The 21303-nt window shown below is 75.2% G+C and carries 18 protein-coding genes; 10 read left to right on the plus strand and 8 right to left on the minus strand.

Features of this window, described 5'->3' with window-relative positions; translation table 11 throughout:
* Positions 1 to 119: 119 nt before the first annotated feature.
* Both dnaK and grpE read left to right on the plus strand, forming a co-directional pair.
* Positions 120 to 1994: a molecular chaperone DnaK gene (gene dnaK / locus MUU72_RS05385; protein WP_248011947.1), complete on the plus strand. Its 1875-nt coding sequence runs from the start codon at positions 120 to 122 to the stop codon at positions 1992 to 1994.
* On the plus strand, positions 1991 to 2701 hold the full coding sequence (gene grpE, locus MUU72_RS05390) for a nucleotide exchange factor GrpE (protein ID WP_248011948.1): 711 nt from the start codon (positions 1991 to 1993) through the stop codon (positions 2699 to 2701). The genes dnaK and grpE overlap by 4 nt, the downstream gene beginning before the upstream one ends.
* Here the strand turns inward: grpE and MUU72_RS05395 are convergent.
* On the minus strand, positions 2698 to 4218 hold the full coding sequence (locus MUU72_RS05395) for a hypothetical protein (RefSeq protein ID WP_248011949.1): 1521 nt from the start codon (positions 4216 to 4218) through the stop codon (positions 2698 to 2700). The genes grpE and MUU72_RS05395 overlap by 4 nt on opposite strands.
* A 1068-nt stretch (positions 4219 to 5286) precedes the next feature.
* On the minus strand, positions 5287 to 6369 hold the full coding sequence (locus MUU72_RS05400) for a VanZ family protein (RefSeq protein WP_248011950.1): 1083 nt from the start codon (positions 6367 to 6369) through the stop codon (positions 5287 to 5289).
* A gap of 495 nt (positions 6370 to 6864) precedes the next feature.
* Here MUU72_RS05400 and MUU72_RS05405 point away from each other — a divergent pair, with 495 nt between their 5' ends.
* Positions 6865 to 8136 (plus strand): cytochrome P450, encoded by a 1272-nt coding sequence (locus tag MUU72_RS05405; protein ID WP_248012073.1) that lies wholly within the window; start codon positions 6865 to 6867, stop codon positions 8134 to 8136.
* Here the strand turns inward: MUU72_RS05405 and MUU72_RS05410 are convergent.
* Together MUU72_RS05410 and MUU72_RS35845 are read right to left on the minus strand one after the other, a co-directional pair.
* Positions 8117 to 9040 carry a glutathione S-transferase C-terminal domain-containing protein gene (locus tag MUU72_RS05410; protein WP_248011951.1) on the minus strand — a complete coding sequence of 308 codons (924 nt, stop codon included), beginning with the start codon at positions 9038 to 9040 and terminating at the stop codon, positions 8117 to 8119. The genes MUU72_RS05405 and MUU72_RS05410 overlap by 20 nt on opposite strands.
* Before the next feature lie 174 nt (positions 9041 to 9214).
* Positions 9215 to 9325, minus strand: a complete 111-nt coding sequence (locus MUU72_RS35845) for a putative leader peptide (RefSeq protein ID WP_372502993.1) — start codon at positions 9323 to 9325, stop codon at positions 9215 to 9217.
* Between the two features lie 110 nt (positions 9326 to 9435).
* Between MUU72_RS35845 and MUU72_RS05415 the strand changes: the two genes are divergently transcribed.
* On the plus strand, positions 9436 to 9894 hold the full coding sequence (locus tag MUU72_RS05415; protein ID WP_248011952.1) for an RrF2 family transcriptional regulator: 459 nt from the start codon (positions 9436 to 9438) through the stop codon (positions 9892 to 9894).
* A 260-nt stretch (positions 9895 to 10154) separates the two neighbouring features.
* Entirely contained in the window at positions 10155 to 11435 is a 1281-nt protein-coding gene (locus MUU72_RS05420; protein WP_248011953.1) for an acyl-CoA dehydrogenase family protein, read from the plus strand.
* Between the two features lie 53 nt (positions 11436 to 11488).
* Here the strand turns inward: MUU72_RS05420 and efeB are convergent, their stop codons facing one another.
* Both efeB and efeU read right to left on the minus strand, forming a co-directional pair.
* A complete protein-coding gene (gene efeB / locus MUU72_RS05425; RefSeq protein ID WP_248011954.1) occupies positions 11489 to 12763 on the minus strand; it encodes an iron uptake transporter deferrochelatase/peroxidase subunit in 1275 nt (424 codons plus the stop codon).
* A 122-nt stretch (positions 12764 to 12885) separates the two neighbouring features.
* On the minus strand, positions 12886 to 15126 hold the full coding sequence (efeU, locus tag MUU72_RS05430; protein ID WP_248011955.1) for an iron uptake transporter permease EfeU: 2241 nt from the start codon (positions 15124 to 15126) through the stop codon (positions 12886 to 12888).
* Positions 15127 to 15358: 232 nt separating this feature from the next.
* On the opposite strand from efeU, the gene MUU72_RS05435 reads away from it, so the two are divergent.
* From MUU72_RS05435 to MUU72_RS05450, 4 genes are all read left to right on the plus strand, one after another.
* Positions 15359 to 15757, plus strand: a complete 399-nt coding sequence (locus tag MUU72_RS05435; RefSeq protein WP_248011956.1) for a hypothetical protein — start codon at positions 15359 to 15361, stop codon at positions 15755 to 15757.
* A 7-nt stretch (positions 15758 to 15764) separates the two neighbouring features.
* Positions 15765 to 15956 carry a hypothetical protein gene (locus MUU72_RS05440; RefSeq protein ID WP_248011957.1) on the plus strand — a complete coding sequence of 64 codons (192 nt, stop codon included), beginning with the start codon at positions 15765 to 15767 and terminating at the stop codon, positions 15954 to 15956.
* Positions 15957 to 16349: 393 nt separating this feature from the next.
* On the plus strand, positions 16350 to 16856 hold the full coding sequence (locus MUU72_RS05445; RefSeq protein ID WP_248011958.1) for an NfeD C-terminal domain-containing protein: 507 nt from the start codon (positions 16350 to 16352) through the stop codon (positions 16854 to 16856).
* Between the two features lie 129 nt (positions 16857 to 16985).
* Positions 16986 to 18431, plus strand: coding sequence for an SPFH domain-containing protein (locus MUU72_RS05450; protein WP_248011959.1), 1446 nt, complete (start codon positions 16986 to 16988; stop codon positions 18429 to 18431).
* 127 nt (positions 18432 to 18558) lie between these two features.
* Here MUU72_RS05450 and MUU72_RS05455 read toward each other — a convergent pair whose 3' ends face one another.
* The gene (locus MUU72_RS05455; RefSeq protein ID WP_248011960.1) at positions 18559 to 19332 is read right to left on the minus strand and encodes a TetR/AcrR family transcriptional regulator; all 774 of its coding nucleotides are present in this window, start codon (positions 19330 to 19332) and stop codon (positions 18559 to 18561) included.
* A 107-nt stretch (positions 19333 to 19439) separates the two neighbouring features.
* On the opposite strand from MUU72_RS05455, the gene MUU72_RS05460 reads away from it, so the two are divergent.
* Complete coding sequence (locus MUU72_RS05460; protein WP_248011961.1) at positions 19440 to 20519, plus strand: alpha/beta fold hydrolase; 1080 nt, start codon at positions 19440 to 19442, stop codon at positions 20517 to 20519.
* Positions 20520 to 20536: 17 nt separating this feature from the next.
* Here the strand turns inward: MUU72_RS05460 and MUU72_RS05465 are convergent, their stop codons facing one another.
* A complete protein-coding gene (locus MUU72_RS05465; RefSeq protein WP_248011962.1) occupies positions 20537 to 21271 on the minus strand; it encodes a hypothetical protein in 735 nt (244 codons plus the stop codon).
* Positions 21272 to 21303 lie beyond the last annotated feature (32 nt).

Consider the following 21303-nt stretch of genomic DNA (forward strand, 5'->3'; position numbering starts at 1 on the left):
GTTCTATGCAGAGGATGTAGCCGACCCCACTGCCATATCAGCAGGTGAGAGGGGTCGCGAGGGGTACGCCGGGCACCGCGTCAGCGCCCCGGACCGGGCCGCGAGACGAGGAGAGAACCATGGCACGAGCAGTCGGTATCGACCTCGGGACGACGAATTCGGTGGTCAGCGTGCTGGAGGGCGGTGAGCCCACGGTCATCGCCAACGCCGAGGGCGCCCGGACCACTCCCTCGGTGGTCGCCTTCGCCAAGGGCGGCGACGTCCTGGTCGGTGAGATCGCCAAGCGCCAGGCCGTGACCAACGTCGAACGGACCTGCCGCTCGGTCAAGCGCCACATGGGCGACGCGCACTGGCGCTTCCCGGAACACGGCGATATCGACGGCAAGCGCTACACCGCCCAGGAGATCTCCGCACGGGTGCTCCAGAAGCTCAAGCGGGACGCCGAGGAGTACCTGGGCGAGGAGGTCACCGACGCGGTCGTCACCGTCCCGGCGTACTTCAACGACGCCCAGCGCACCGCGACCAAGGAGGCCGGGGAGATCGCCGGGCTGCGGGTCCTGCGGATCGTCAACGAGCCGACCGCCGCGGCGCTCGCCTACGGGCTGGACAAGGAGAACGACCAGACCATCCTGGTCTTCGACCTCGGCGGCGGCACCTTCGACGTCTCCCTGCTGGACATCGGTGACGGGGTGGTCGAGGTGAAGGCCACCAACGGCGACACCCACCTGGGCGGCGACGACTGGGACCAGCGGATCGTCGACCACCTCACCAAGCAGTTCAAGAACGCGTACGGCATCGACCTGGCCCAGGACAAGATGGCCACCCAGCGGCTGCGCGAGGCCGCCGAGAAGGCGAAGATCGAGCTGTCCGCGGCCAGTGAGACCACCGTCAACCTGCCGTATCTGAGCGCCTCGCCCGAGGGGCCGCTGCACCTGGACGAGAAGCTGACCCGCGCCCAGTTCGAGCAGATGACCGCGGACCTGCTGGAGCGGTGCAAGGCGCCGTTCCACAACGCCGTCAAGGACGCCGGGGTCGAGGTCGCCGACATCAACCACGTGATCCTGGTGGGCGGTTCGACCCGGATGCCCGCGGTGACCGAACTCGTCAAGCAGCTGACCGGGAAGGACCCGCACAAGGGCGTCAACCCGGACGAGGTCGTCGCCATCGGGGCCACGCTCCAGGCCGGTGTGCTCAAGGGCGAGGTCAAGGACGTCCTGCTGCTCGACGTCACCCCGCTGTCCCTCGGTATCGAGACCAAGGGCGGCATCATGACCAAGCTCATCGAGCGCAACACCACGATCCCCACCAAGCGCTCGGAGATCTTCACCACCGCCGAGGACAACCAGCCCTCCGTGCAGATCCAGGTCTTCCAGGGGGAACGGGAGATCGCGGCGTACAACAAGAAGCTCGGGATGTTCCAGCTGACCGGGCTGCCGCCGGCCCCGCGCGGCGTCCCGCAGATCGAGGTCTCCTTCGACATCGACGCCAACGGCATCATGCACGTCACCGCCAAGGACCTGGGCACCGGCAAGGAGCAGAAGATGACGGTCACCGGCGGCTCCTCGCTGCCGAAGGACGACATCGACCGGATGGTCCGGGACGCCGAGCAGTACGCGGAGGAGGACCGGCGCAAGCGGGAGGCGGCCGAGACCCGCAACCAGGGCGAGCAGCTGGTCTACCAGACCGAGAAGTTCCTCAAGGACAACGAGGGCAAGGTGCCCGCCGAGGTCAGGACCGAGGTCGAGACCGCCGTCGGCGAGCTGAAGGAGAAGCTCAAGGGCCAGGACAGCGCGGCGATCCGGGCCGCCTCGGAGCGGGTGGCCGCGGTGTCCCAGAAGCTGGGCCAGGCGATGTACGCCGACGCGCAGGCGGCCCAGTCCGCGGCCGGTGCCGAGGGGGCCGGCGGGCAGGCGGGGCACCAGGGCAAGGCCGAGGACGACGTGGTCGACGCCGAGATCGTGGACGACGACAAGCAGGAAGGGAGCGGACGATGAACGGCCCGACCCACCGCGGCCGGCTCCCCCGCCCGCCGCTCGCGCTGGTCGGGCGCGGCGGCCCGGAGCGGGGCCCGGCCCCGCCGCCCCGGCCGTCCCCGGACCGGGACGGGCCGGACCCCCGCGCCGCCCGCCCGGCGACGCCCTTCACCCGGCCCGCCGCCGGGCGCCCCGGCGGCGACCCGCCCGGCCCGGCCCGCACGGGACCGCCCGCCGACGAGCCCGGCACCGCGGGGCTGGAGGACCGGCTGCGGGAGCGCACCGCCGATCTCCAGCGGCTGAAGGCGGAGTTCGACAACTACCGGCGGCGGGTCCGCCGGGACCGGTTGGCGGTCGGGCAGATCGCCGTGGTCAATGTGCTGGAGCGGCTGCTGCCGGTGCTGGACGCGGTCGCCGAGGCCACCGAGCAGGGCGAGGTGACCGGCGGCTTCCGGCGCGTCGTGGACGTCCTGGAGCGCGAGCTGGCCGGTCTGGGGCTGGTGGCCGTCGGCACGGCCGGCGAGCCCTTCGACCCGACCGTCCACGAGGCGATGCTCTACACCCCGCCCGCGCGGCCCGCCCGGCCGGGCCGAACCGCGGGGGACGACCGCGCGGTCTGCGCCGAGATCCTCCGCCGGGGCTTCGCGGTCGGCGACCGGCTGCTGCGCCCGGCCCAGGTGGCCGTCACCGGCGAACCGCCGCCGCGGCCCGGCAGCCCACCCCGCTAAGGCCGGTCCCGGGCCGGCGCGCCCGCCCCGCCCCGCGCCGGCTGCGCGGCCTCCCCGGTGATCCGGTGCAGTGCGTCCGCGGCGGCCGTCCGCAGCGCCTCCGGTTCCGCCGGATCGCCGCACAGGCCCCGCAGGACCGGCGCCGCGTCCCCGGCGAGCGGGCCCAACTCACCCAGCCAGGCACAGGCGTTGGCGTCGAACCGCCAGCCGCGCCGCCCGGCGACCCGGCCGGTGCGGGGGCGCCGGGCGAGCACTCCCAGCAGCAACGGCACGACCTCGTCGGCCACGTCCGGCCCCACCGCCCCACCGGGCACCCGGACCCCGCGGCCCATGAGCGCGCGGATCGCGGCCAGTCCGGTTTCCGGGTCGGCTCCCCCGGCCACCCGCCGCAGCACGGCCAGCGCCTCCGGGTCGTCCGAGCCGCGCCGCCGCAGGAACGTGCAGGCGGCCGCCGCGGCCTCCAGTGCGGCGAAGCCGGGGCAGCCGCCGGGCCCGGTGCCGTCGCCGGACCCGCCGCGGACCGTCGCGTCGATCCGCCGGCTGAGCCGCTCCAGTACCCCGGCGGCCTCCGGGACGGCCCGCTCACCGCCGGGCCAGCCCGCCGTACCGGACAGCAGCGCACCGGCCTCCCCGGGCGGCAGGTCCCGGCCCAGCCGCTCCCGGACCACCGGCCACAGCTCGCCGGCCCGTTCCCGGGCCTGCTCCAGCAGGGCGGCCGGTGCGGTGCCGGCCCGCACCCGCGCCGCGATGCCCGGTACGCACCGGGGGTCGCCGCGCCGCGCGAGCGCGCCCAGCGCCGCATCGGCCACCGCCGGGTCCTGCTCCGCGGCGGCCCGCCCGTTCACCACCGCCGCCAGCGCGTCCAGGCAACTCCCGTAGTGCGTGAGGCAGTCGGCCAAGACGGCGGCGCGCCGCACCTGGGGGTCCGGGTGGGCGAGGAGGGCCGCGACGGCGGTGGCGTGCGGCGCGTACCGCTCCGGGTCGGCCGCGCACAGCCGGTCCGCCGCGGCGATCAGCACCCGGGCCACGGCGGGGTCCATGTCCTCGTCCACCGGGCCGGCCAGCAGCCGCGCCAGCCAGCGGGAGCGGAGGGCGGGCACCGGGGCGAGCCAGGAATCGACGGTGTCCACCGGCCCGGACGGCGGCGGCCCCGCCCACTCCGGGTCGCACCAGGCCAGCTCGGCGAGCGCCGGGCCGGCGTCGCCCGCGCAGCGCGTCAGCGCCCCGAGCACCGCCTCCTCGTCCTCGGGCGCGAGCGGCCGGGTGGCGGCGCTGCCGGACCACGCGCCGGTGCCGTGCGCAGCCGGGCGCAGCAGCAGGCCGAGCGCGGCACCGAGCGCCTCGGCCGGCTCGCCGCGCAGCCCGCGCCGCAGCCGGGCCCGCGCCTCGGGAGCCTCCGCGCACCGGCCGAGCGCGAGCAGCAGGCCGAGCCGGACGGCCGGTTCGGCGGCGGTCCGCAGGTGCGCGCAGATCCCGGGGACGAGGTCCTCCTCGGCGGCGGTCGCGTATGCCAGCACCACCGGGACGATGCGCCGGACCGCCGGTCCTGCTCCGCGGCGGCCCGCCCGTTCACCACCGCCGCCAGCGCGTCCAGGCAACTCCCGTAGTGCGTGAGGCAGTCGGCCAAGACGGCGGCGCGCCGCACCTGGGGGTCCGGGTGGGCGAGGAGGGCCGCGACGGCGGTGGCGTGCGGCGCGTACCGCTCCGGGTCGGCCGCGCACAGCCGGTCCGCCGCGGCGATCAGCACCCGGGCCACGGCGGGGTCCATGTCCTCGTCCACCGGGCCGGCCAGCAGCCGCGCCAGCCAGCGGGAGCGGAGGGCGGGCACCGGGGCGAGCCAGGAATCGACGGTGTCCACCGGCCCGGACGGCGGCGGCCCCGCCCACTCCGGGTCGCACCAGGCCAGCTCGGCGAGCGCCGGGCCGGCGTCGCCCGCGCAGCGCGTCAGCGCCCCGAGCACCGCCTCCTCGTCCTCGGGCGCGAGCGGCCGGGTGGCGGCGCTGCCGGACCACGCGCCGGTGCCGTGCGCAGCCGGGCGCAGCAGCAGGCCGAGCGCGGCACCGAGCGCCTCGGCCGGCTCGCCGCGCAGCCCGCGCCGCAGCCGGGCCCGCGCCTCGGGAGCCTCCGCGCACCGGCCGAGCGCGAGCAGCAGGCCGAGCCGGACGGCCGGTTCGGCGGCGGTCCGCAGGTGCGCGCAGATCCCGGGGACGAGGTCCTCCTCGGCGGCGGTCGCGTAGGCCAGCACCACCGGGACGATGCGCCGGACCGCCGGGTCGGAGTGGGACAGCCGCCGCAGCAGCGCCGGCACTCCGGCCGCCAGCGCCCTGGAGAGCCGTTCCGCCCACTCGCCGACGAGCGCGCAGCCCGCCTCCGCCGCCGCCGCTCCCAGGTCGTCCAGCAGCGCGTCGAGCGCCGCGCCGCTGCGCTCGCCCGGCTCGTCCAGATCGACGTCGAAGTCCCGGTGGACGACCGTCCGCCAGTCCAGAACGGCCGCGTCCCCCGTGGCGCCCGCGCCCTCGCTCGCTCCCATGCGCGCACCCTAACCGGCGGGCGCCGGGGGCCCGAGATGGGGCGGGCGCGAACCGTCAGCGCGGCTCCGCGCCCCGCACGGCGCCGTGCGTCCTCAGCGCCACCACCCGCCCCGCGGGCGACACCGTCACCTCCAGCCGCACCGGACGGCCGTCCCCCGGGTCATTCTGACGGTACGTCAGGAGGTGGCCGCCGGGCTCACCGGCCGGCGGCGCGAGGACGGCCTCCGCGCCCGCCGCCGCCCCTGGGCACCACTTCCGGACGAAGCGGTCCGCGACCGCGCGCGCCCGGGCCGCGGGCAGGCTCCCGGTCCCCTTCCCGGTGCCCCCGGCCGGCTGCCACGTGAACCGCTCCAGCACGCGGTCCGGCCAGAGGGCGACCACCGAACCGCGCCCGGGCACCTCGGCCATGAGGCGCCAGCGCCCGTCGGGCAGCTTCCGGCCGTCCCCTCCTCCGGTCGGCGCGCCGGGGCCGAACAGCTCGACGACGGCCGCGGTCAGCCACGCCTCCTGGGCCATCCGCTCCGCACGCCGGTCCTGCGCCCGCGCTTCCCCGTGCGTCGGCTCGACGGCGAGCAGGAAGAGGCCGGTCAGCAGCAGCCCGCCGGCGGCGGCCGCTCCGGTGCCCCACAGGGTGTCCCGGACCGTAAGTGGCGGGCGGCGCCGGCGGACCCCCAGGGCGGTGGTGCCGAGCAGGACCCCGAGCAGGCCGCCCAGCGCGTTAGCCTTGAGGTCGTCGTAGCTGCACGCCCGCCCCAGTCCGGCCACCGCCTGGACCAGTTCGACGGCGCCGGTGAGCAGCAGCGCCCCGGCCAGCACGGCGACCGGGCGGCGGAACAGCAGGACGGCGAGGAAGCTCACCGGGAGGAACAGCGCGATGTTCCAACGCGAGGACTCCGAGCCGAGAAATCCCCAGCCGGGCAGGCCGGTGTCGCAGAATCCGGTCTGCCCCGAGCCGCCTCCCCCGGGCAGCAGGGTCACGACGAGGACCCCGGCGAGGGCGGCCGCGGTCAGCGCGGACAGGGCGACCGGGCCGCCCCTGGCGCGGGCGGCGGCCGCGGCGGCGGCCCCCAGGAGCGCGGCGAGGACGAGGAAGGCCGGTATGAGGCCCGGCAGGGCGCCGATGGATGCGTTGATCACCGGGGTTCCTCCGAGGTGGGCGGGGTCGGGGCGGAAGGCGGCGGCAGGAGGCGCCGCACCGGTCCGGCGGGGCTCCGGCGGCGTCCTCGGGGAGGTGTTCGGGACGGCCCGGGAACGGGGTGCCGGCGCACAGGTGCACGGCTGCTCCGGCCGGGCCGGCGGCCGCGGCCGGACGCCGCGGCGCACAAGCCGTCCGGGGCGGAACGAAAGGGGCGGGCCATGGAGGGGAGCGTACTTGCCCCCTGCGGGCCGGGCGGGGCGGCCCTCTTGCGGGGGCGCGGGGCGGCGGCCAGGGTGGGGGGACGTCATCGCCGGGTGCGCGGACGGGTGCCGGCCCGTGGCCCGGCACCGGACACGTGAGGAGAGCGCGTGGCGTCCTTGGCCGATCCGGGCGGTGGCGGAACCGCCGCGGCACGACAGCGGCGGAACGGTGCCCCGGCGGGCCGGGCGGACGGCGTCCCCGACGTCTTCGACCCGCGCGGCTACGCCGCCGGACTGCCGCACGATGCGTACCGGCTGCTGCGCGACCGCCACCCGGTGGCCTGGCAGGACGAGCCCGAGGTCCTGGGCTGGCCGACCGGGCCCGGTTTCTGGGCGGTCACCCGGCACCGGGACGTGGTGCGGGTGCTGAAGGACGCGCGCACGTTCTCCTCCTGGCTCGGGGCCACCCAGATCCGCGATCCCGACCCCGCCGACCTGCCGTTCATCCGGCGGATGATGCTCAATCAGGACCCGTCCCCCGGCACCGGGCCGGAGGCGGACACGGCCGGACCCAACGACCACGGGCGGCTGCGGCGCCTGGTCAGCCGGGCCTTCACCCGCGGCCGGGTGGAGCGCTTCGAGTCCGCCGTACGGGCCCGGGCCCGCGCCCTGCTGACCGCCGCGGTCGGCGCCGCACGCACCGGCGGTGACGGGGTGTGCGACCTCGTCACCGCGGTCACCGACGACTACGCGCTGCTCAACCTCGCCGATCTGCTGGGCGTTCCGCCCGGCGACCGCGGGCTGCTGCTGGACTGGACCCGCCGGGTCATCGGCTACCAGGACCCGGACGAGGCCGGGCCCGCGGTGGCCGGCGCGGACGGCCGGCCCGCCGATCCGCGCGCCCCGGCGATGCTCCAGGACATGTTCGGCTACGCCCGCGAGCTGGCCGCGCACAAGCGGCGGAACCCGGGCGACGACGTGCTGTCGGTGCTCGCCGCGGACCGCGAACTGACCGGTCCCGAGCTGGAGATGTTCTTCTTCCTGCTGACCGTCGCGGGCAACGACACCGTCCGCAGCGCCGCCCCCGGCGGGCTGCTGGCACTGGCCCGGCACCCCGCCGCCTACCGGGCGCTGCGCACCGGCGCGGTACCGGTGGCGCGCGCCGTGGAGGAGCTGCTGCGCTGGCACCCGCCGGTGCTCAGCTTCCGCCGGACCGCCGCCGAGGACACCGAACTCGCCGGCCGGACGATCCGGGCCGGCGAGAAGGTCGTGGTCTTCCACGGCTCGGCCAACTACGACGAGCGGGTCTTCGCCGACCCCGGCCGGCTCGACCTCGCCCGCGCCCCGAACCCGCACGTCTCCTTCGGCGACGGCCCGCACGTGTGCCTGGGCGCGCACCTGGCGCGGTTGCAGCTACGGGTGCTCTACGAGGAGACCTGCGCGCTGCTGCCCGCTGTGGCGGTCGGCGGCCCGCCCCAGCGGCTGGTGTCCAACTTCATCCACGGTCTGAAGTCGCTGCCCCTGCGGGTGGCGGGGTGCGGCCCGGTCAGCGCGGGGCCGGTGTGATGCGGCGTCCGGGGGTGTGCGCGGTGGTCCAGTCGACGATCTGGACGGCCGCGCCGGCGGCCTCCCGGCCCCGGCACCGGGCGTGGTGGCGGCGGGCGATGGCGTCCAGGTCGAGCGGGCGCCCGAAGGCGGGGTGGGCGGCCAGCCGGCGGGCGTAGGCCCACAGGCGGCGGTGGCCGGCGATGCGGTGCACGGCGTCGGCGTCCAGGTGCCAGCGGTGGACGGTGTCCAGCTGGACCAGGGTCACCCACACCTGCACGTCCGCGGCGGTGAGTTCGCCGCCGAGCAGGTACGGGCGGTCGGCCAGCCGGCGGTCCAGTGCGGCGAGCGCGCCGAGCAGGGTGGCCAGCGCGGTCCCATACCCGGGGTGGTCGCTGCCCAGGCGGCCGGCGTGCTGGGCCGCCCGGTTGATGCCGTCCTCGCCGAGCCGCTCCAGCACCTCCAGGGCGCCGTCGGCGCCGGCCGGGTACAGGACCGGGCCACGGGCGCCGAACCGCCCGGCGAGGTCGCGCAGGATGTCCGGGGCGTGCGTGCTGACGATCCGTCCGGTCCAGTCGTCGCTGAGCACCGGCGCGGTGGCCGGGCCGCGGTACTGGTGGGCGCCGGCCTCGTAGAGCGGCCGCAGCGCGGCGTATCCGCAGTCCGGGGCGTCGGGGACGGCGGGCAGCACGGTCACCGGGAGGGTGTCGCCGAGCTCCAGCAGGCCGTGGGTGATGGCGAGGGCCAGACAGTGCGGACAGGAGGGGGAGAGGGAGAGGCGGTAGCGGTGCGGGACCGGGTAGTGGCCGCTGCGCATGTCGGACCCGATCCGGCCCCGGAAGGCCGGGCCGGCGGCCCGGTGCGCGGCGGGGCCGTCGGCGGACGGCTCGGCGGAGGCGGCGGCGGATGCGGAGATGGAGGTCATACGAGTCCCTGGGTACGAGGTCCGGTGGGTGGACGTACGGGCGGGCGGCCGGGGGCGGCGGCCGCGCAGGGGCGTGGACGGGACGCCCGAGCGGTGGCCGCGGGCACTGCCCGTGGGCCCGCAGGGTGGCGCGGCGTTCAGGGGAACCGGGCCGCCGGCGCCCCGCGGGAGGGACTACGCCGCGCTACAGACCCGCAGCAGATCGATGTGCCGGCGCGAGGTGAGGAGGGGAAGCGGACGGGCCGCGCGCCCGGCGCGGTCGCTGTCCCGCTCTGTGTGCCCCATGTTTTCCCTACCTGTTGGCCAGGATTCCCGCCCTTGAGTGTCGAGGCGGCGGCGGGCGCCGTCAAGGGTGGTGCGCGCGCCCGCTCCGGTCGCTCGGGGATAATGCCGCCATGCGGATTTCAGCCAGAGCGGACTACGCGGTGCGCGCCGCGCTGCAACTCGCGCACGCCCCGGACGGCGGCCCGCTCAAGGCCGAGGCGATCGCCGACGCCCAGGACATCCCGCACAAGTTCCTCGAAGGCATCCTGGGCGATATGCGCCGGGGCGGCCTGGTGCTCAGCCAGCGCGGCGGGAACGGCGGTTACCGCCTCGCCAAGCCGCCGGAGGCCATCAGCATCGCCGATGTCATCCGGGTCGTGGACGGGCCGCTGGTGTCCGTCCGCGGGGTGCGGCCGCCGGAGTTGTCGTACACCGGCCCCGCCGAGGCGCTGCTGCCGCTGTGGGTGGCGCTGCGGGCCAACGTCCGGCAGATCCTGGACGGGGTCTCGCTGGCCGATGTCGCGTCGGCCGAACTCCCGGGCCGGGTCTCGGCGCTGACCGAGGATCCGGCCTCCTGGACCAACCCGTAGGCACCGCCGGCGGCCTCGCGGGCGTCCGGAATGCGGCCCCGCGGCGTCCACCCCTTGAACACCCCTTGCCCCGGGCGAAAGTTCAGCCGCATCATGCGGGTAACCCAATTCCCTACCAATCCAGTGGGAAAACTGGGGAAGCGCGGTACCCCAGCTCAGCGCCCGCAGCCCGGGCAGCATCAGCTCAGACACGCTCAGCACGCGCGGAACGGGACTCCCCCACGGCCCCGTTCCGGCCGAGGAGGACGGTGAACGGCGCCATGCCGAAGAGGTCCGCAGCACGCCCCGCCGCCCCGCCGGCCGCGCCCCCGGCCGAGGACGCGCACTGGCCGCGCGTCACCCGCGAACTCGCCGACGACCTCGCCGTCGACGCGCTGGTCCGCGACCGGGCCGGCAAACCGCCGTTCGACGAGCTGTCCCGGCTGCGGGAGGCCGGGCTGCCGGCCCTGCTCACCCCGCCCGGACCGCTGCGCGGCGGCAGCGACTGGCGCACCGCCTGCGCGGTCATCCGGGAGATCGCGGCGGCCGACAGCTCCATCGGCGAACTCCTCGCCCGCCACTACGCGCTGACCTGGAGCGCCCGCTTCTTCGGCACCCCGCAGCAGGCCGACGCCTTCGAAGGCCGGGTCGCCGACGGGCAGTGGCTGCTGGCCGGCGACACCGGCAACCCGGCCGCCGACGGCGAGCCGCCCACCGCCCCGGCCGGCACCCCCGATCTCACCCTCACCCCGGACGGGAGCGGCGGTCTGCTGCACGGCCGGCGCGCGTTCGCGGCCGGGGTCGCCGTCGCCGACCGCCTGGTCGTCGGCGCCGGCTGCACCGAGACCGGCGACTGGCTGATCGCGCTGGTCGACCCGGCCCACCCCGGGATCACCACCGAACCGGCCCACGACCGGCTGGGCCAGCGCCTCACCGGCGCCGGCAGCCTCACCTTCGACGGTGTCCCGGTGGCGCCCGGGCAGATCCTCGGCACGGTCTCCCACGACGAGCAGCACATCACCCCGTACGCCACGCTGGCCCCGCTGGCGCTGCGGCTGGGCCTGGTCCACGTCGCCCTGGGCATCGCCGAGGGGGCGCTGGCCGAGGCCCGCGACCTCAGCCGCGCCGCCCCGCGGCCCTGGCAGTCCGCGGAGCCGGACCCGGCCGGGTATGCGGAGCAGCCGGGCCGGGACCCGTACCTGCTGCTGGCGTACGGCGAGCTGGTCGCCGCCGCGCACACCGCCGCGGCCGTGGTGGAACCGGCCACCGAGGCACTGGCCCGGGGCCTGCTGATGGGCCGGGAGCTGGGCGTGAACGAGCGCGCCGACATCGCGGTGCTGGTCGCCGCGGCCGAGGCGGTCACCGGCCAGGCCGCGCTCCAGATCACCACCCGGATCATGGAACTGACCGCCGGCGAGGGGACCGTCCGCGACCCGGGCTTCGACCGGTTCTGGCGCAACGCCCGGGTGCTGACCGCGCAGCGCTCCCCCGCGCACAGCCTCCGCGCGATCGGCGACCACTACCTGAACGGCGCGCATCCGCCGCTGACCCTGCGGATCTGACGCACCGGAGCCGGCAGCGGGCCCGGGCCGCGCGGGCGGCCCGGGCGGGCGGCTCAGGCGGCGGCCAGCATCCCGCGGCCGAACCAGTCGGAGCTGTCCCGCACGCCCGGCAGGGCGAAGAAGTAGCCGCCGCCGGTCGGCGATATGTAGTCCACCAGCGGCTCGTCGATCAGCCGCTCCTGGGTGGCCTCGAACTGGCGGATGACGTCCTGCTGGTAGCTACAGAAGACCAGCCCCATGTCCAGGTTGCCGACGTTGTCCACGCCGCGGTCGTAGTTGTAGCCGCGGCGCAGGATACGGGAGTCGTCGGTCTTCGCGGTGCGCGGGTTGGCGAGCCGGATGTGCGCGTCCAGCGGGATCGCGGTGCCGTGCGGGTCCTTGTGGTACGCGGGCACGTCGGACTCGTTCGCGCCGTCCAGCGGGGCGCCGGTGTCCTTGCGGCGGCCGAACATCTTCTCCTGCTCGGCCAGCGAGACCCGGTCCCAGAACTCCACCAGCATCCGGATGATCCGGATCACCTGGTAGCTGCCGCCGGTGGCCCAGGCCGGCTCGCCGAGGCCGTCGGCCACCCACACCAGCCGGTCCATCTCCCGGCCGGACTTGGTGTCCGGGTTGGCGATGCCGTCCTTGAAGCCGAGCAGGTTGCGCTGGGTGCCGCTGGGCCGGGGCGCGTTCTGGAAGCCGTCGATGCGCCACTTGATCTGCATCCCGCCGCGGGTGTGCCGGGCGATGTCGCGCAGCGCGTGCAGCACGACGTCCTGGCGGCCCGCGCAGATCTGCAGCGAGAGGTCACCGTGGCACTCGGCGGCCTGGAGGTTGTCGTTGGGGAAGGTCCGCATCGGCGTCAGCTTGCGCGGCTTGGCCCTGGCCAGCCCGTAGCGGTCGTCGAAGAGCGAGGCACCGACGCCGACCGTGACGGTCAGCGCGTCGGCCGGGACGACCGGGCCGAGGATGCCGTTGTCGGACGGCGGGGCACCGACGCCGAGGTCCTGCGGCGCGCCGCCGGCGGTCAGGAACCGCGCGCGCTCGGTGAGGGTGCGCAGCAGCTCGGTGAGCTCCTTGCGGTTGTCCGCGATGACGTTCAGCGAGACGAAGGCCGCCGCGGTGGGCTGCGGGGTGAGGATGCCCGCCTGGTGGACGCCGTGGAACGGCACCTTCCCGGCGTTGGTGGTGTCGGCGGCCTCGGCGGTGCCGGACTGGCTCTGGCTCAGCGCGAACCCGCCGCCGGCCAGCACCGCACCGGCCGCGCCGGCGCCCAGCGCCGTCTTCACGAACGAGCGCCGGTCGGCGGGACAGCGGCCCTGCGGGCCGGGCGTTTCGGCGGACATCTCGTGGTGTTCCCTTCGGACGTGCGGGGGTGGTGCGGTTCGGGTGGTGGGTGCGGCGGTGGGGCCGCGGCGGCCGGCGGGGCGGGCGCCCGGGGTGCCCGGGCGCCCGCGGTCCCGGCCGGTCAGGCGGACTTGCGGATCTCCAGCAGGTCCGGGACCGGCGCCAGGTGCTCCAGCAGCTCGCCGGTGGCGCCGTTCAGCCGCTGCCGGGTGGTCGCGTCGAGCTTCTCGACCGGCGTCCAGGTGCCGTCGTGGTGCGCGCCGTCCAGCAGCTTCTGTAGCCGGTCGATGTCGTCCCCGATGGTCGCCAGCAGCTGCGGGTCGCGCCGGGTGATCAGCGGGTTCAGGACGTCGAGCAGCTCCCGGGTCCCGGTGAGGTTGGCGTCCGCGGTGGCGAGGTTGGTGCCGCTGCCCTCGTCGGTGTCGCCGGTGAGCTCGAACTGGAGGGTGTTCTCCAGGATCTCGTGGGCCCGCAGCGGCAGGTCACCGGGGTCGAAGTCCTGGGTCGGGAACGCCTTGCGCAGGCCCACCACGTTCTCGTGCAGCTGCTGCGCGGGCCCGCTCAGCTCGTCCGCGGACGCGCCGTGCCACAGCCCGTACTCGATCCGGTGGAAGCCGCTGAAGTCCTTGTCGTGGACGCCGTCCGGCAGCCCGTCGGCCCGCCCGTTGATCTTCTTGTCGAAGTCCTCGAACGTCCCGTAGGCCGCACCGAGCGAGGAGTACGTGCGGTGCGCGGTGAGCCAGTCGGTCCGCGCGCTGTCCAGGTCGCCGCCGGCGAGGTCGTCGCTGAGCCGCTGCGTCTGGTCCGCGAGGGTGCCCAGGCCGCGGTCGACGTACTCCTTGTAGGCGCGCAGCGGAGCGGCCAGGTCGGCCTCGGAGACCGGCACCACGGCCTTGGCGCCGCCCCCGCCGCTGACCCGTACGGCGGCCGAGGTGACCGCCTTGCCGCCGGTGGGCACGCAGCGCCAGGCGTACGAGCCGCCGGCGATGGTCGCGACCAGGTCGCGGGTGGTGCCGGGGGCCAGGCCCTCGATCTCGCCGTAGACCGCGTTGCTCGCCGGGTCGACGAGGTAGACCTCGGAGGTCTTGTCGCCGGTGTTCTGCATCTGGAAGGTCTGCCGCCCGGGCTTGGGGGCGGTGAAGCCCTTGCCGCACTCCTTCTCGGAGACCGCGATGGTCGGCGCGCCGGCCGGCTTGGACTTGCCGAAGGCGACGATCCCGCCCGCGACGACGGCGGGTACCGCGACCACCGCGACCGGCAGCAGCCACGCGGGCCGCTTCCGCCCGGCCCCGGCGGGCGCACCGTCCGGTGCCGGCCCGGCGTCGGCCGCGGGCTCGGCGGCGGGCTGCTCGGCGGGCGCCGCCGCGGGTTCCGCGGCCGCGTCCGGGGCGGTGTCCGCCGTGGTCTTGTCCGACCCGGCCCGGTCGCCCGCGGCCTGGTCCGCTCCCGCCGCCTCCGCGACCGCCGGAGCCGCGGCGGCCGCCGGAGCTGCCGTGGCCGCCGTAGCTGCCGTGGCCGGCCGCGGCGCCGGGGCCGCCTTCGCACCGGCCGCGGACCGCACCCCGCGGATGAACAGCGTCATCACGATCACGAGGTAACCGGCGTACGCGAGGACCTGGAGCCAGGTCATGGCCGGCATCAGGTTGAAGACGCCCTGCACCAGCGTGGTGTACCAGGCGTTGGGGTCGATGCCGTGGCTGAGGTCGAAGGCGAACGCGGCCTTGCCGGGCAGCACCCCGCCCTCCTGGAGGTCCCGCAGGCCGTAGCCCAGGACACCGGCGGCGATGACGATCAGCACGGCGCCGGTGGCGGTGAAGAACTTGGTGAGGTTGATCTTGAGGACCCGGCGGTAGAGGCCCCAGCAGAGCCCCGCCGCGATGACCAGCCCGATCCCGGCGCCGAGCATCGGCCCGGCGGATTCGCCGGCCGCCCGCGCGGTGGTCCACAGGAACAGCGCCGTCTCCAGCCCCTCCCGGCCCACGGCCAGGAAGGAGGTGACGATCAGCATGCCCGAGCCCATCGCGAGCGCGCCGGTGACCTTCTCCTTGATCTCACCGGAGAGGCTGCGCGCGGAGCGGCGCATCCAGAACACCATCGCGGTGACGAACGCCACCGCGATCACGCTGAGCGTGCCGCCGAAGGCTTCCTGCGCGGTGGCCGAGAGCGAGGCGGCGGTGAACGTGAGGACCGCGCCGAAGCTCATGGCCAGCGCGATCGCGGCCAGCACGCCGGTCCACACCTGCGGCAGGCGGGATTTGGCCCCGGCCCGGACGAGCGTGGCGACGAGGATCGAAACGATGAGTCCGGCTTCCAGCCCTTCTCTCAAGCCGATCAAGAAGCTCGGAAACGCGTCGTCCCACATAGTCGTCCTCTCCGGCCCGCACACAGCACCGGTATGCCTTACCTCAGTTAGCGAAGGCATACCTTAGTCAGCCGGTCTGAAGATGTCTACATGGCTGTAGTCAGCTCGTCACGAGGAGATAACGACCCTAGCTCAGCCCCTCGGCCGCACTCACCGGAGCCCCCCACTCCCCTTCCCTCCGCCACCTGCCGCACCGCCGTGACCCCCGCCGCCGCCGCGGCGTTCTCCCGTCATGACCGATATGACCGCCATGACCGGCATGCCCGGCAGCACCGGAACAGCCACCTCGCGTGCCCGCCGCACCGCCGCCGCGCTCCCCCTCGCCCTGGGCGCCGCCGCCCTCGCCGCGCTCGTCCCGGCCACCGCGGCCCGCGCCGCCGACGGCACCATGCCCGACCTCAGCGGCAAGGGCCTGGTTTCCGCCTATCAGGCGCTGAATTACGACACCGGCGTCCGGCTTCACGACGGCCGGGGCGCCGGACGGCACGTCCTGTGGCCCGGCAGCTGGAAGGTCTGCGACCAGCGGCCCAGGCCCGGTACGCCGCTGCGGCACCAGAAGATCGTCCTCACCGTGGTGAAGGCCAACGAGCGCTGCGGCGGCCATGGCGCGCAGCGGGGCGACCGCCCATGACGGCGGGATGACGCAGGAACGGACCGCACTGCCGCGGGCGGTGGACGGCGCGGCACCGGGCGCACCGGCCGACGGTCATCACCCGCGCAGCGCACGGCCGTTGGGACTTCGGGAGGCCGGCGGCCATCCGGTGAAGCTGTACGCGCTCCGGGCGCCGGGACGGACGGTGTCCGAGCGGAAGGACGGCGCGATCCGCTGACGCGGCCGGATACCCGGGCCGCGAAGAGGGCCCGAACGGCTCCGGACAACACAGTCCCCGGGAGTCCTCATCGCAACCCTCTACCTCAGTCGTCGCTGAGGCTCCGGTTCGCGGGGCTTCCGGGGGCCTGACCAGAGCCACGTCAAGGGTCTCCTGCCAACAGACGTCTCTGTCGACGGTGCGGCTCTCCGGTTGTCTGGCTATGTCCCAGTTTCCTCCCATTTCGCGTGGAGTCAAGAGGCGCAGACCGGGCATCTCGCACCGGGCGGCGGCGACCGGGCCGCACATCAAAGACGCGTAAAGATTGCCGGGGTACGGCAATGTGCGGCGGCCCGGCCACGTGTGACGATCATGCCCGTTCGAGCGGTGGGAGCGAGCACGGAAGGGCTGGTCATGGGCTGGTTTCTGGGTCTCGGTATCGGCGGGATCGCCGTGCTCGCGCTGTCGCTGGTCTTCGACGGGGTGCTGGAGGGCCTGTTCGGCGGTGCGCCGGACGGGCTGTTCGACGGGTTGCTGTCGCTGCCCGTGATCGCCGGTTTCCTGTCGATGGCCGGGTTCGCCGGGGCGATCGCGTCCGGCACCGGACTCGGTACCGCGTCCGCCGCGGGCACGGGGGTGGCGGCGGGCGCGGTCGCCGGGTGGGCCACCTGGCGGTTCAGCCGGGCGCTGATGCGGGACCGAACGGATCCGGCGCCGCGCCAGGGCGACCTGGTCGGCACCGCCGGATCGGTGGTGACCGCGATCCCCGCCGACGGGTACGGCGAGGTGCTGCTGCGGCTCGCCGGGCAGCCCGTGAAGCTGGCCGCCCGGAGCGCGGTCCCCGTGGAGCGGGGCGCCGAGATCTGGGTGGAGGCCGCGCTCTCGTCCACCTCGGTGGCGGTCCGCCGCGTCGAACGCTGACGGCGGACCCGGCTCCGGTCACCGACGCCGGTCACCGGAGCCGGGTATCCCGGCCGGACGCCGCACCGGCCCCGGCGCGGCCCCGCCCTCCGCCGGCCACCTGTTCCATCACCCCAAGGGGGATTTTTCATGAACTCAGTCGCCATAGCCGTCATAGGCGCCGTGGTCCTCGTCGTGCTGCTCGCCCTGGTGGTGATCACCCGGTACAAGGTCGCCGGGCCCAACGAGGCGTTCCTCATCACCGGCCGGCGCGGCAAGAGGTCCACCGATCCGGAGACCGGCCGGGTCAGCGTCGACAACAGCGGCCAGAAGGTCGTGGTGGGCGGCGGTGTCTTCGTCGTCCCGTTCGTCCAGCAGCGCTTCACGCTGGACCTGTCCAGCAGACATCTGCCGGTGGCGGTGCGCGGGGCCGTCACGCTGCGCGGGGTGAAGGCCAACCTCGACGGCGTCGCGATCGTCAAGGTCGGCGGCAGCGAGGACGCCATCCGGGCCGCCGCGCAGCGCTTCCTCCAGCAGCAGGACGGCATCGTCGGCTTCACCCAGGAGGTGCTGTCCGGCGCGCTGCGGGCGATCGTCGGCCGGATGGCGGTCGAGGACATCATCCGCGACCGGGCCGCGTTCGCCGGGCAGGTCGCCGAGGAGGCCGAGGCCAGTCTGTCCGGGCAGGGCCTGATCCTCGACGCGTTCCAGATCCAGGACATCACCACCGAGGGCTCGTACCTGGAGGACCTGGGCCGGCCGGAGGCCGCGCGGGCCCGCCAGGAGGCGGACATCGCGGAGGCGAACGCCAAGCGGGCCTCGGAGCAGGCGCGGCTGAAGGCCGCCGAGGAGATCGCGGTCGCGGAGCGGACGCTCTACCTGAAGCAGGCCGAGATCCGGGTCGAGACCGAGGCGGCGGCCGCCAAGGCGAACGCGGCGGGTCCGCTGGCCGAGGCCGCGCGGCAGCAGGAGGTCCTCTCCGAACAGGAGAAGGTCGCCGAACGCCGGGCGGCGCTGACCGACCGGGAACTGGACACCCAGGTCCGCAAGCCCGCGGACGCCGCCCGCTACCAGGCCGAGCAGGAGGCCGAGGCGCGCCGCATCGCCCAGGTCAAGGAGGCCGAGGCGGCCGCCGAACGGGCCCGCCTCACCGGTGAGGGCGAGAAGCTGCACCGCGCCGCGCTCGCCGAGGCGGTACGGCTGGAGGGCGAGGCGGAGGCCGCCGCGCTCGCCTCGAAGGGCACCGCGGAGGCCGAGGCGATGCACAAGAAGGCCGACGCGTTCGCGCGCTACGGCGACGCGGCCGTCCTCCAGATGCTGGTCGAGGTGCTCCCGCAGATCGTCGCCAAGGCGTCCGAGCCGCTGGCCGCCGTCGACAAGCTGACCGTCATCTCCACCGACGGCGCCGCCCAACTCCCCCGCACCGTGGCCACCAACGTGGCCCAGGGGATGGAACTCCTCAGCTCGCTCTCGGGCCTGGACCTCACGGCCCTGCTGAACCGGGTGACCGCGGGCACCGCCGGCCCGGCCGGCACCGCCCCCGCCCCGGCCCCGTCCTCCGCGCCCACCAAGGACACCATCGACATCACCGGCTAGCGGAGCGGGGGCGGCAGTTGGCAGGCGGCGGTCGGCAGTTCCCGGCGGACGCGTACCGGCCTGTCGGCGGGCCGGTGCTCGCGGCGTGGCCCGGCCACCCCGCGCGTACCGGCCCGCCCCGATTCCGTCAGGACGGTTCTTCCCCGCCCCTCCGCTCGTTCCCGTCCGTCCGGCCGTCCCGGTCCGTCCGGTCGATGAGTGCCTGTACCCCGTCCAGGACGCGGGCCAGGGGGAAGTCCAGGGGGTCGGCGGTGTCGGGGGTGAAGGCGCCGTGCGCGATGGCGTGGGTGAGGTGGGGGAAGCGGGCGGCGTGGCGGGTGATCAGCTCGCCGGTGAGGCGGTTCCATTCCTGGTCGTGCTGCTGGTCGAAGTCGACCTGCTCCTGGGCCACGGTGCGGACCAGGCCGGCAATCAGGACGAAGATGCGGTGCTGCTGGGCGGCGGGCAGGCCGGTGGGTTCGAGGGCGGCGAACGCGGCGTCGAGCCAGCCCAGTTGGTGCGGGCCCATGGCCTGGCGGCGCAGGGCGGTGGCGGCCAGCAGCCAGGGGTGGGCGCGGTGGACCTGCTGGGAGAGGCGGGCCCAGTGGGTCAGGCGCGGCCGCCAGCCGCCCTCGACCGCCGAGAGGTCCGGCACCTGGGCGAGGACCGACTCGACCATCAGCTCGACGAGTTCGGTCTTGCCGGGGACGTAGCGGTAGAGCGCCATCGCGGAGAGGTCGAAGGCGGCCGCGACCTTGCTCATGGAGACCGCGGCCAGGCCCTCGGCGTCCGCGAGGTCCACCGCGGCGTCGGCGATCCGGCGGGGCGTCAGGCTCGGCTTGGGCCCGCGGGTCGGCCGGTCCTGCTCGCCCCACAGCAGCGCGATACCGGTGCGCAGGTCGCGGGCCTTCTCCTTGGCCATGTCGGCTCTCCTCCTCGTCCTGGTCGGCGGGCCGGTTGACGCCGCCCAAGAACTGTATATACCTTAAACGCATCTGCTGACGCGATAAACAGTTTAGGGGAGTAACCGTGATCGTCGCCGTCGCCTCCGTCACCGCCGCCGCCCTTGCCGCGCCCCTGGCCGGCCTGCTCGGCCACCGGCAGCTCAAGCGCGCCGCGCTCGCCAGGAAGATCCGCCTCACCACTCCGCACGGCATCGACGAGTCCGGGTTCGTACGGATCGGCGGCCTCGACCAGTGGATCTCGATCCGCGGCGAGGACCTCGGCAACCCGGTGGTCCTGGAGATCCTGGGCGGCCCGGGCGCCTCCAACCTGGTGTTCCTCCCGCGCACCCGCGCCTGGGAGAAGCACTTCACGGTCGTGCGCTGGGACATGCGCGGCGCCGGTTTCACCTTCGCCGCCGCCGGCCCCGGCGGCCAGGGCGAGCTGAGCTTCGAGCAGCTGCACCGCGATGCGCTGGAGGTCACCGAGTACGTCCGGACCCGGCTCGGCGTGCCGAAGGTGCTGCTGGTCGCCAACTCCTTCGGCACCGTGCTCGGCCTGCGGCTGGCCCGCAACCACCCCGAGCTGTACTCCGGTTACGTCGGCACCGACCAGAACATCCTCGACGGCGGCCGCGAACGCTCCGCGTACGACGCCATGGTGGACCGCCTCCGCGCGGCGGGGAAGAAGAAGGAGCTGGCCGCCGCGCTGGAGATGGGCGCCGACCGGCGGGCCTGGACGGTCCGGCAGGTCGCCGCCTTCAACAAGCTGGTCCTGACCAGCGATCCGCTGTCCTACGACACCATGAAGACGGTGGTGGTCCGCTCGCTGTGGTTCTCCCCCCTGCACACCCTGCGCGGCCTGCGCGCCTACCTGGGGGCCATGAACTACTCCGAGCAACTCCAGGTGCAGGCCGCGGCCATCGACGAACGGGCCGAGGGCACCGCGTTCGCGATCCCGTTCTTCGTCTTCCAGGGCGATGCAGACGTGCTGACCCCGCCGCAGCCGGCCAAGCGCTTCTTCGACGAGGTCAGCGCCCCCGTCAAGGAGTTCGCGCTGATCCGCGGCGCCAGTCACTTCGCCGGCTTCCGCCACCCCGACCAGTTCCTCGACCTGATGCTCACCAGGGTCCGCCCGGCCCTCACCGCGCGGCCGCCGGCCGCCTGAGGCCCGCCGTGAGGGGGTTACCCGTGGGCGCTGATGATGCCGCCGGTGCTGAGGACGATGGAGACGCCGTTGGCGTCGACGCCGACGTCGTGCCCCTTCGTCTCCAGGGTGGCGTCCACCGAGCCGTCACGGCCGATGATCTGCGCGCGGTACCGCTGTTCGCCGGCCTTGGTCACCTTGGCCGTCCAGCCGCCCGCGAGCGTGAAGGTGCCCGGCCCCTGCCGGCCGCCGCCCATCCAGGAACGGACCTCGCCGCCCATCGTGAGCAGGACGAACATGTCGTTGGCGTCGAGGCCCGCGTCGACCTGCTGGTCGCTCGTCTCCAGGGTGGCCAGCACCGCACCACGGCTGACGATCTTGGCGCGGTAGTGCCCGCCGGCGAGCCGGTAGATCTCGGCGGTGCTGCCGTCCGCCAGGGGCTGGGTGTGGACCGGGGACGACGCCGTGGCCGCGCCGGTGTGCGTGCCGCCGGACCGCGTACCCGCGGTGCTCTCCTTGGCGGTGCTCCCCTTGGCGGCGCTCGGCACACCGGAATCCGCCCGGGAGGACGAACCCTGGGCCGCGGCGGACGCACCCGATCCGGCGGCCGCCGCGCCGGTGTCCGCGTGGCCCGCGGGCTTTCCCCCGGCGGCGTCCGAACCGGAACAGGCCGTCAGGGAGAGGGCGGCGGCCGCGGTCAGGGCCGCGGCGGCGACGCGCAGCGCGCGGCGGCGGCCGTGGGTGCGGGCGCGGGCAGTGGTGCTGGAGCTCATGCGAGGTCCCTCCGGGACGGTCGGTGGCGTGG

The organism is Streptomyces rhizoryzae (genome assembly GCF_023155275.1).
Lineage (GTDB): Bacteria > Actinomycetota > Actinomycetes > Streptomycetales > Streptomycetaceae > Streptomyces > Streptomyces rhizoryzae.

Excerpts from the sequence above, each read along its gene's own strand:
- efeU (WP_248011955.1), bottom strand. The coding sequence starts at position 15,126 with ATGTGGGACGACGCGTTTCCGAGCTTCTTGATCGGCTTGAGAGAAGGG.
- MUU72_RS05455 (WP_248011960.1), bottom strand. The coding sequence starts at position 19,332 with ATGGCCAAGGAGAAGGCCCGCGACCTGCGCACCGGTATCGCGCTGCTG.
- MUU72_RS35845 (WP_372502993.1), bottom strand. The coding sequence starts at position 9,325 with ATGGGGCACACAGAGCGGGACAGCGACCGCGCCGGGCGCGCGGCCCGT.
- grpE (WP_248011948.1), top strand. The coding sequence starts at position 1,991 with ATGAACGGCCCGACCCACCGCGGCCGGCTCCCCCGCCCGCCGCTCGCG.
- efeB (WP_248011954.1), bottom strand. The coding sequence starts at position 12,763 with ATGTCCGCCGAAACGCCCGGCCCGCAGGGCCGCTGTCCCGCCGACCGG.
- MUU72_RS05440 (WP_248011957.1), top strand. The coding sequence starts at position 15,765 with ATGACGCAGGAACGGACCGCACTGCCGCGGGCGGTGGACGGCGCGGCA.
- MUU72_RS05465 (WP_248011962.1), bottom strand. The coding sequence starts at position 21,271 with ATGAGCTCCAGCACCACTGCCCGCGCCCGCACCCACGGCCGCCGCCGC.
- MUU72_RS05435 (WP_248011956.1), top strand. The coding sequence starts at position 15,359 with ATGACCGATATGACCGCCATGACCGGCATGCCCGGCAGCACCGGAACA.
- MUU72_RS05445 (WP_248011958.1), top strand. The coding sequence starts at position 16,350 with ATGGGCTGGTTTCTGGGTCTCGGTATCGGCGGGATCGCCGTGCTCGCG.
- MUU72_RS05420 (WP_248011953.1), top strand. The coding sequence starts at position 10,155 with ATGCCGAAGAGGTCCGCAGCACGCCCCGCCGCCCCGCCGGCCGCGCCC.
- MUU72_RS05410 (WP_248011951.1), bottom strand. The coding sequence starts at position 9,040 with ATGACCTCCATCTCCGCATCCGCCGCCGCCTCCGCCGAGCCGTCCGCC.
- dnaK (WP_248011947.1), top strand. The coding sequence starts at position 120 with ATGGCACGAGCAGTCGGTATCGACCTCGGGACGACGAATTCGGTGGTC.
- MUU72_RS05450 (WP_248011959.1), top strand. The coding sequence starts at position 16,986 with ATGAACTCAGTCGCCATAGCCGTCATAGGCGCCGTGGTCCTCGTCGTG.
- MUU72_RS05415 (WP_248011952.1), top strand. The coding sequence starts at position 9,436 with ATGCGGATTTCAGCCAGAGCGGACTACGCGGTGCGCGCCGCGCTGCAA.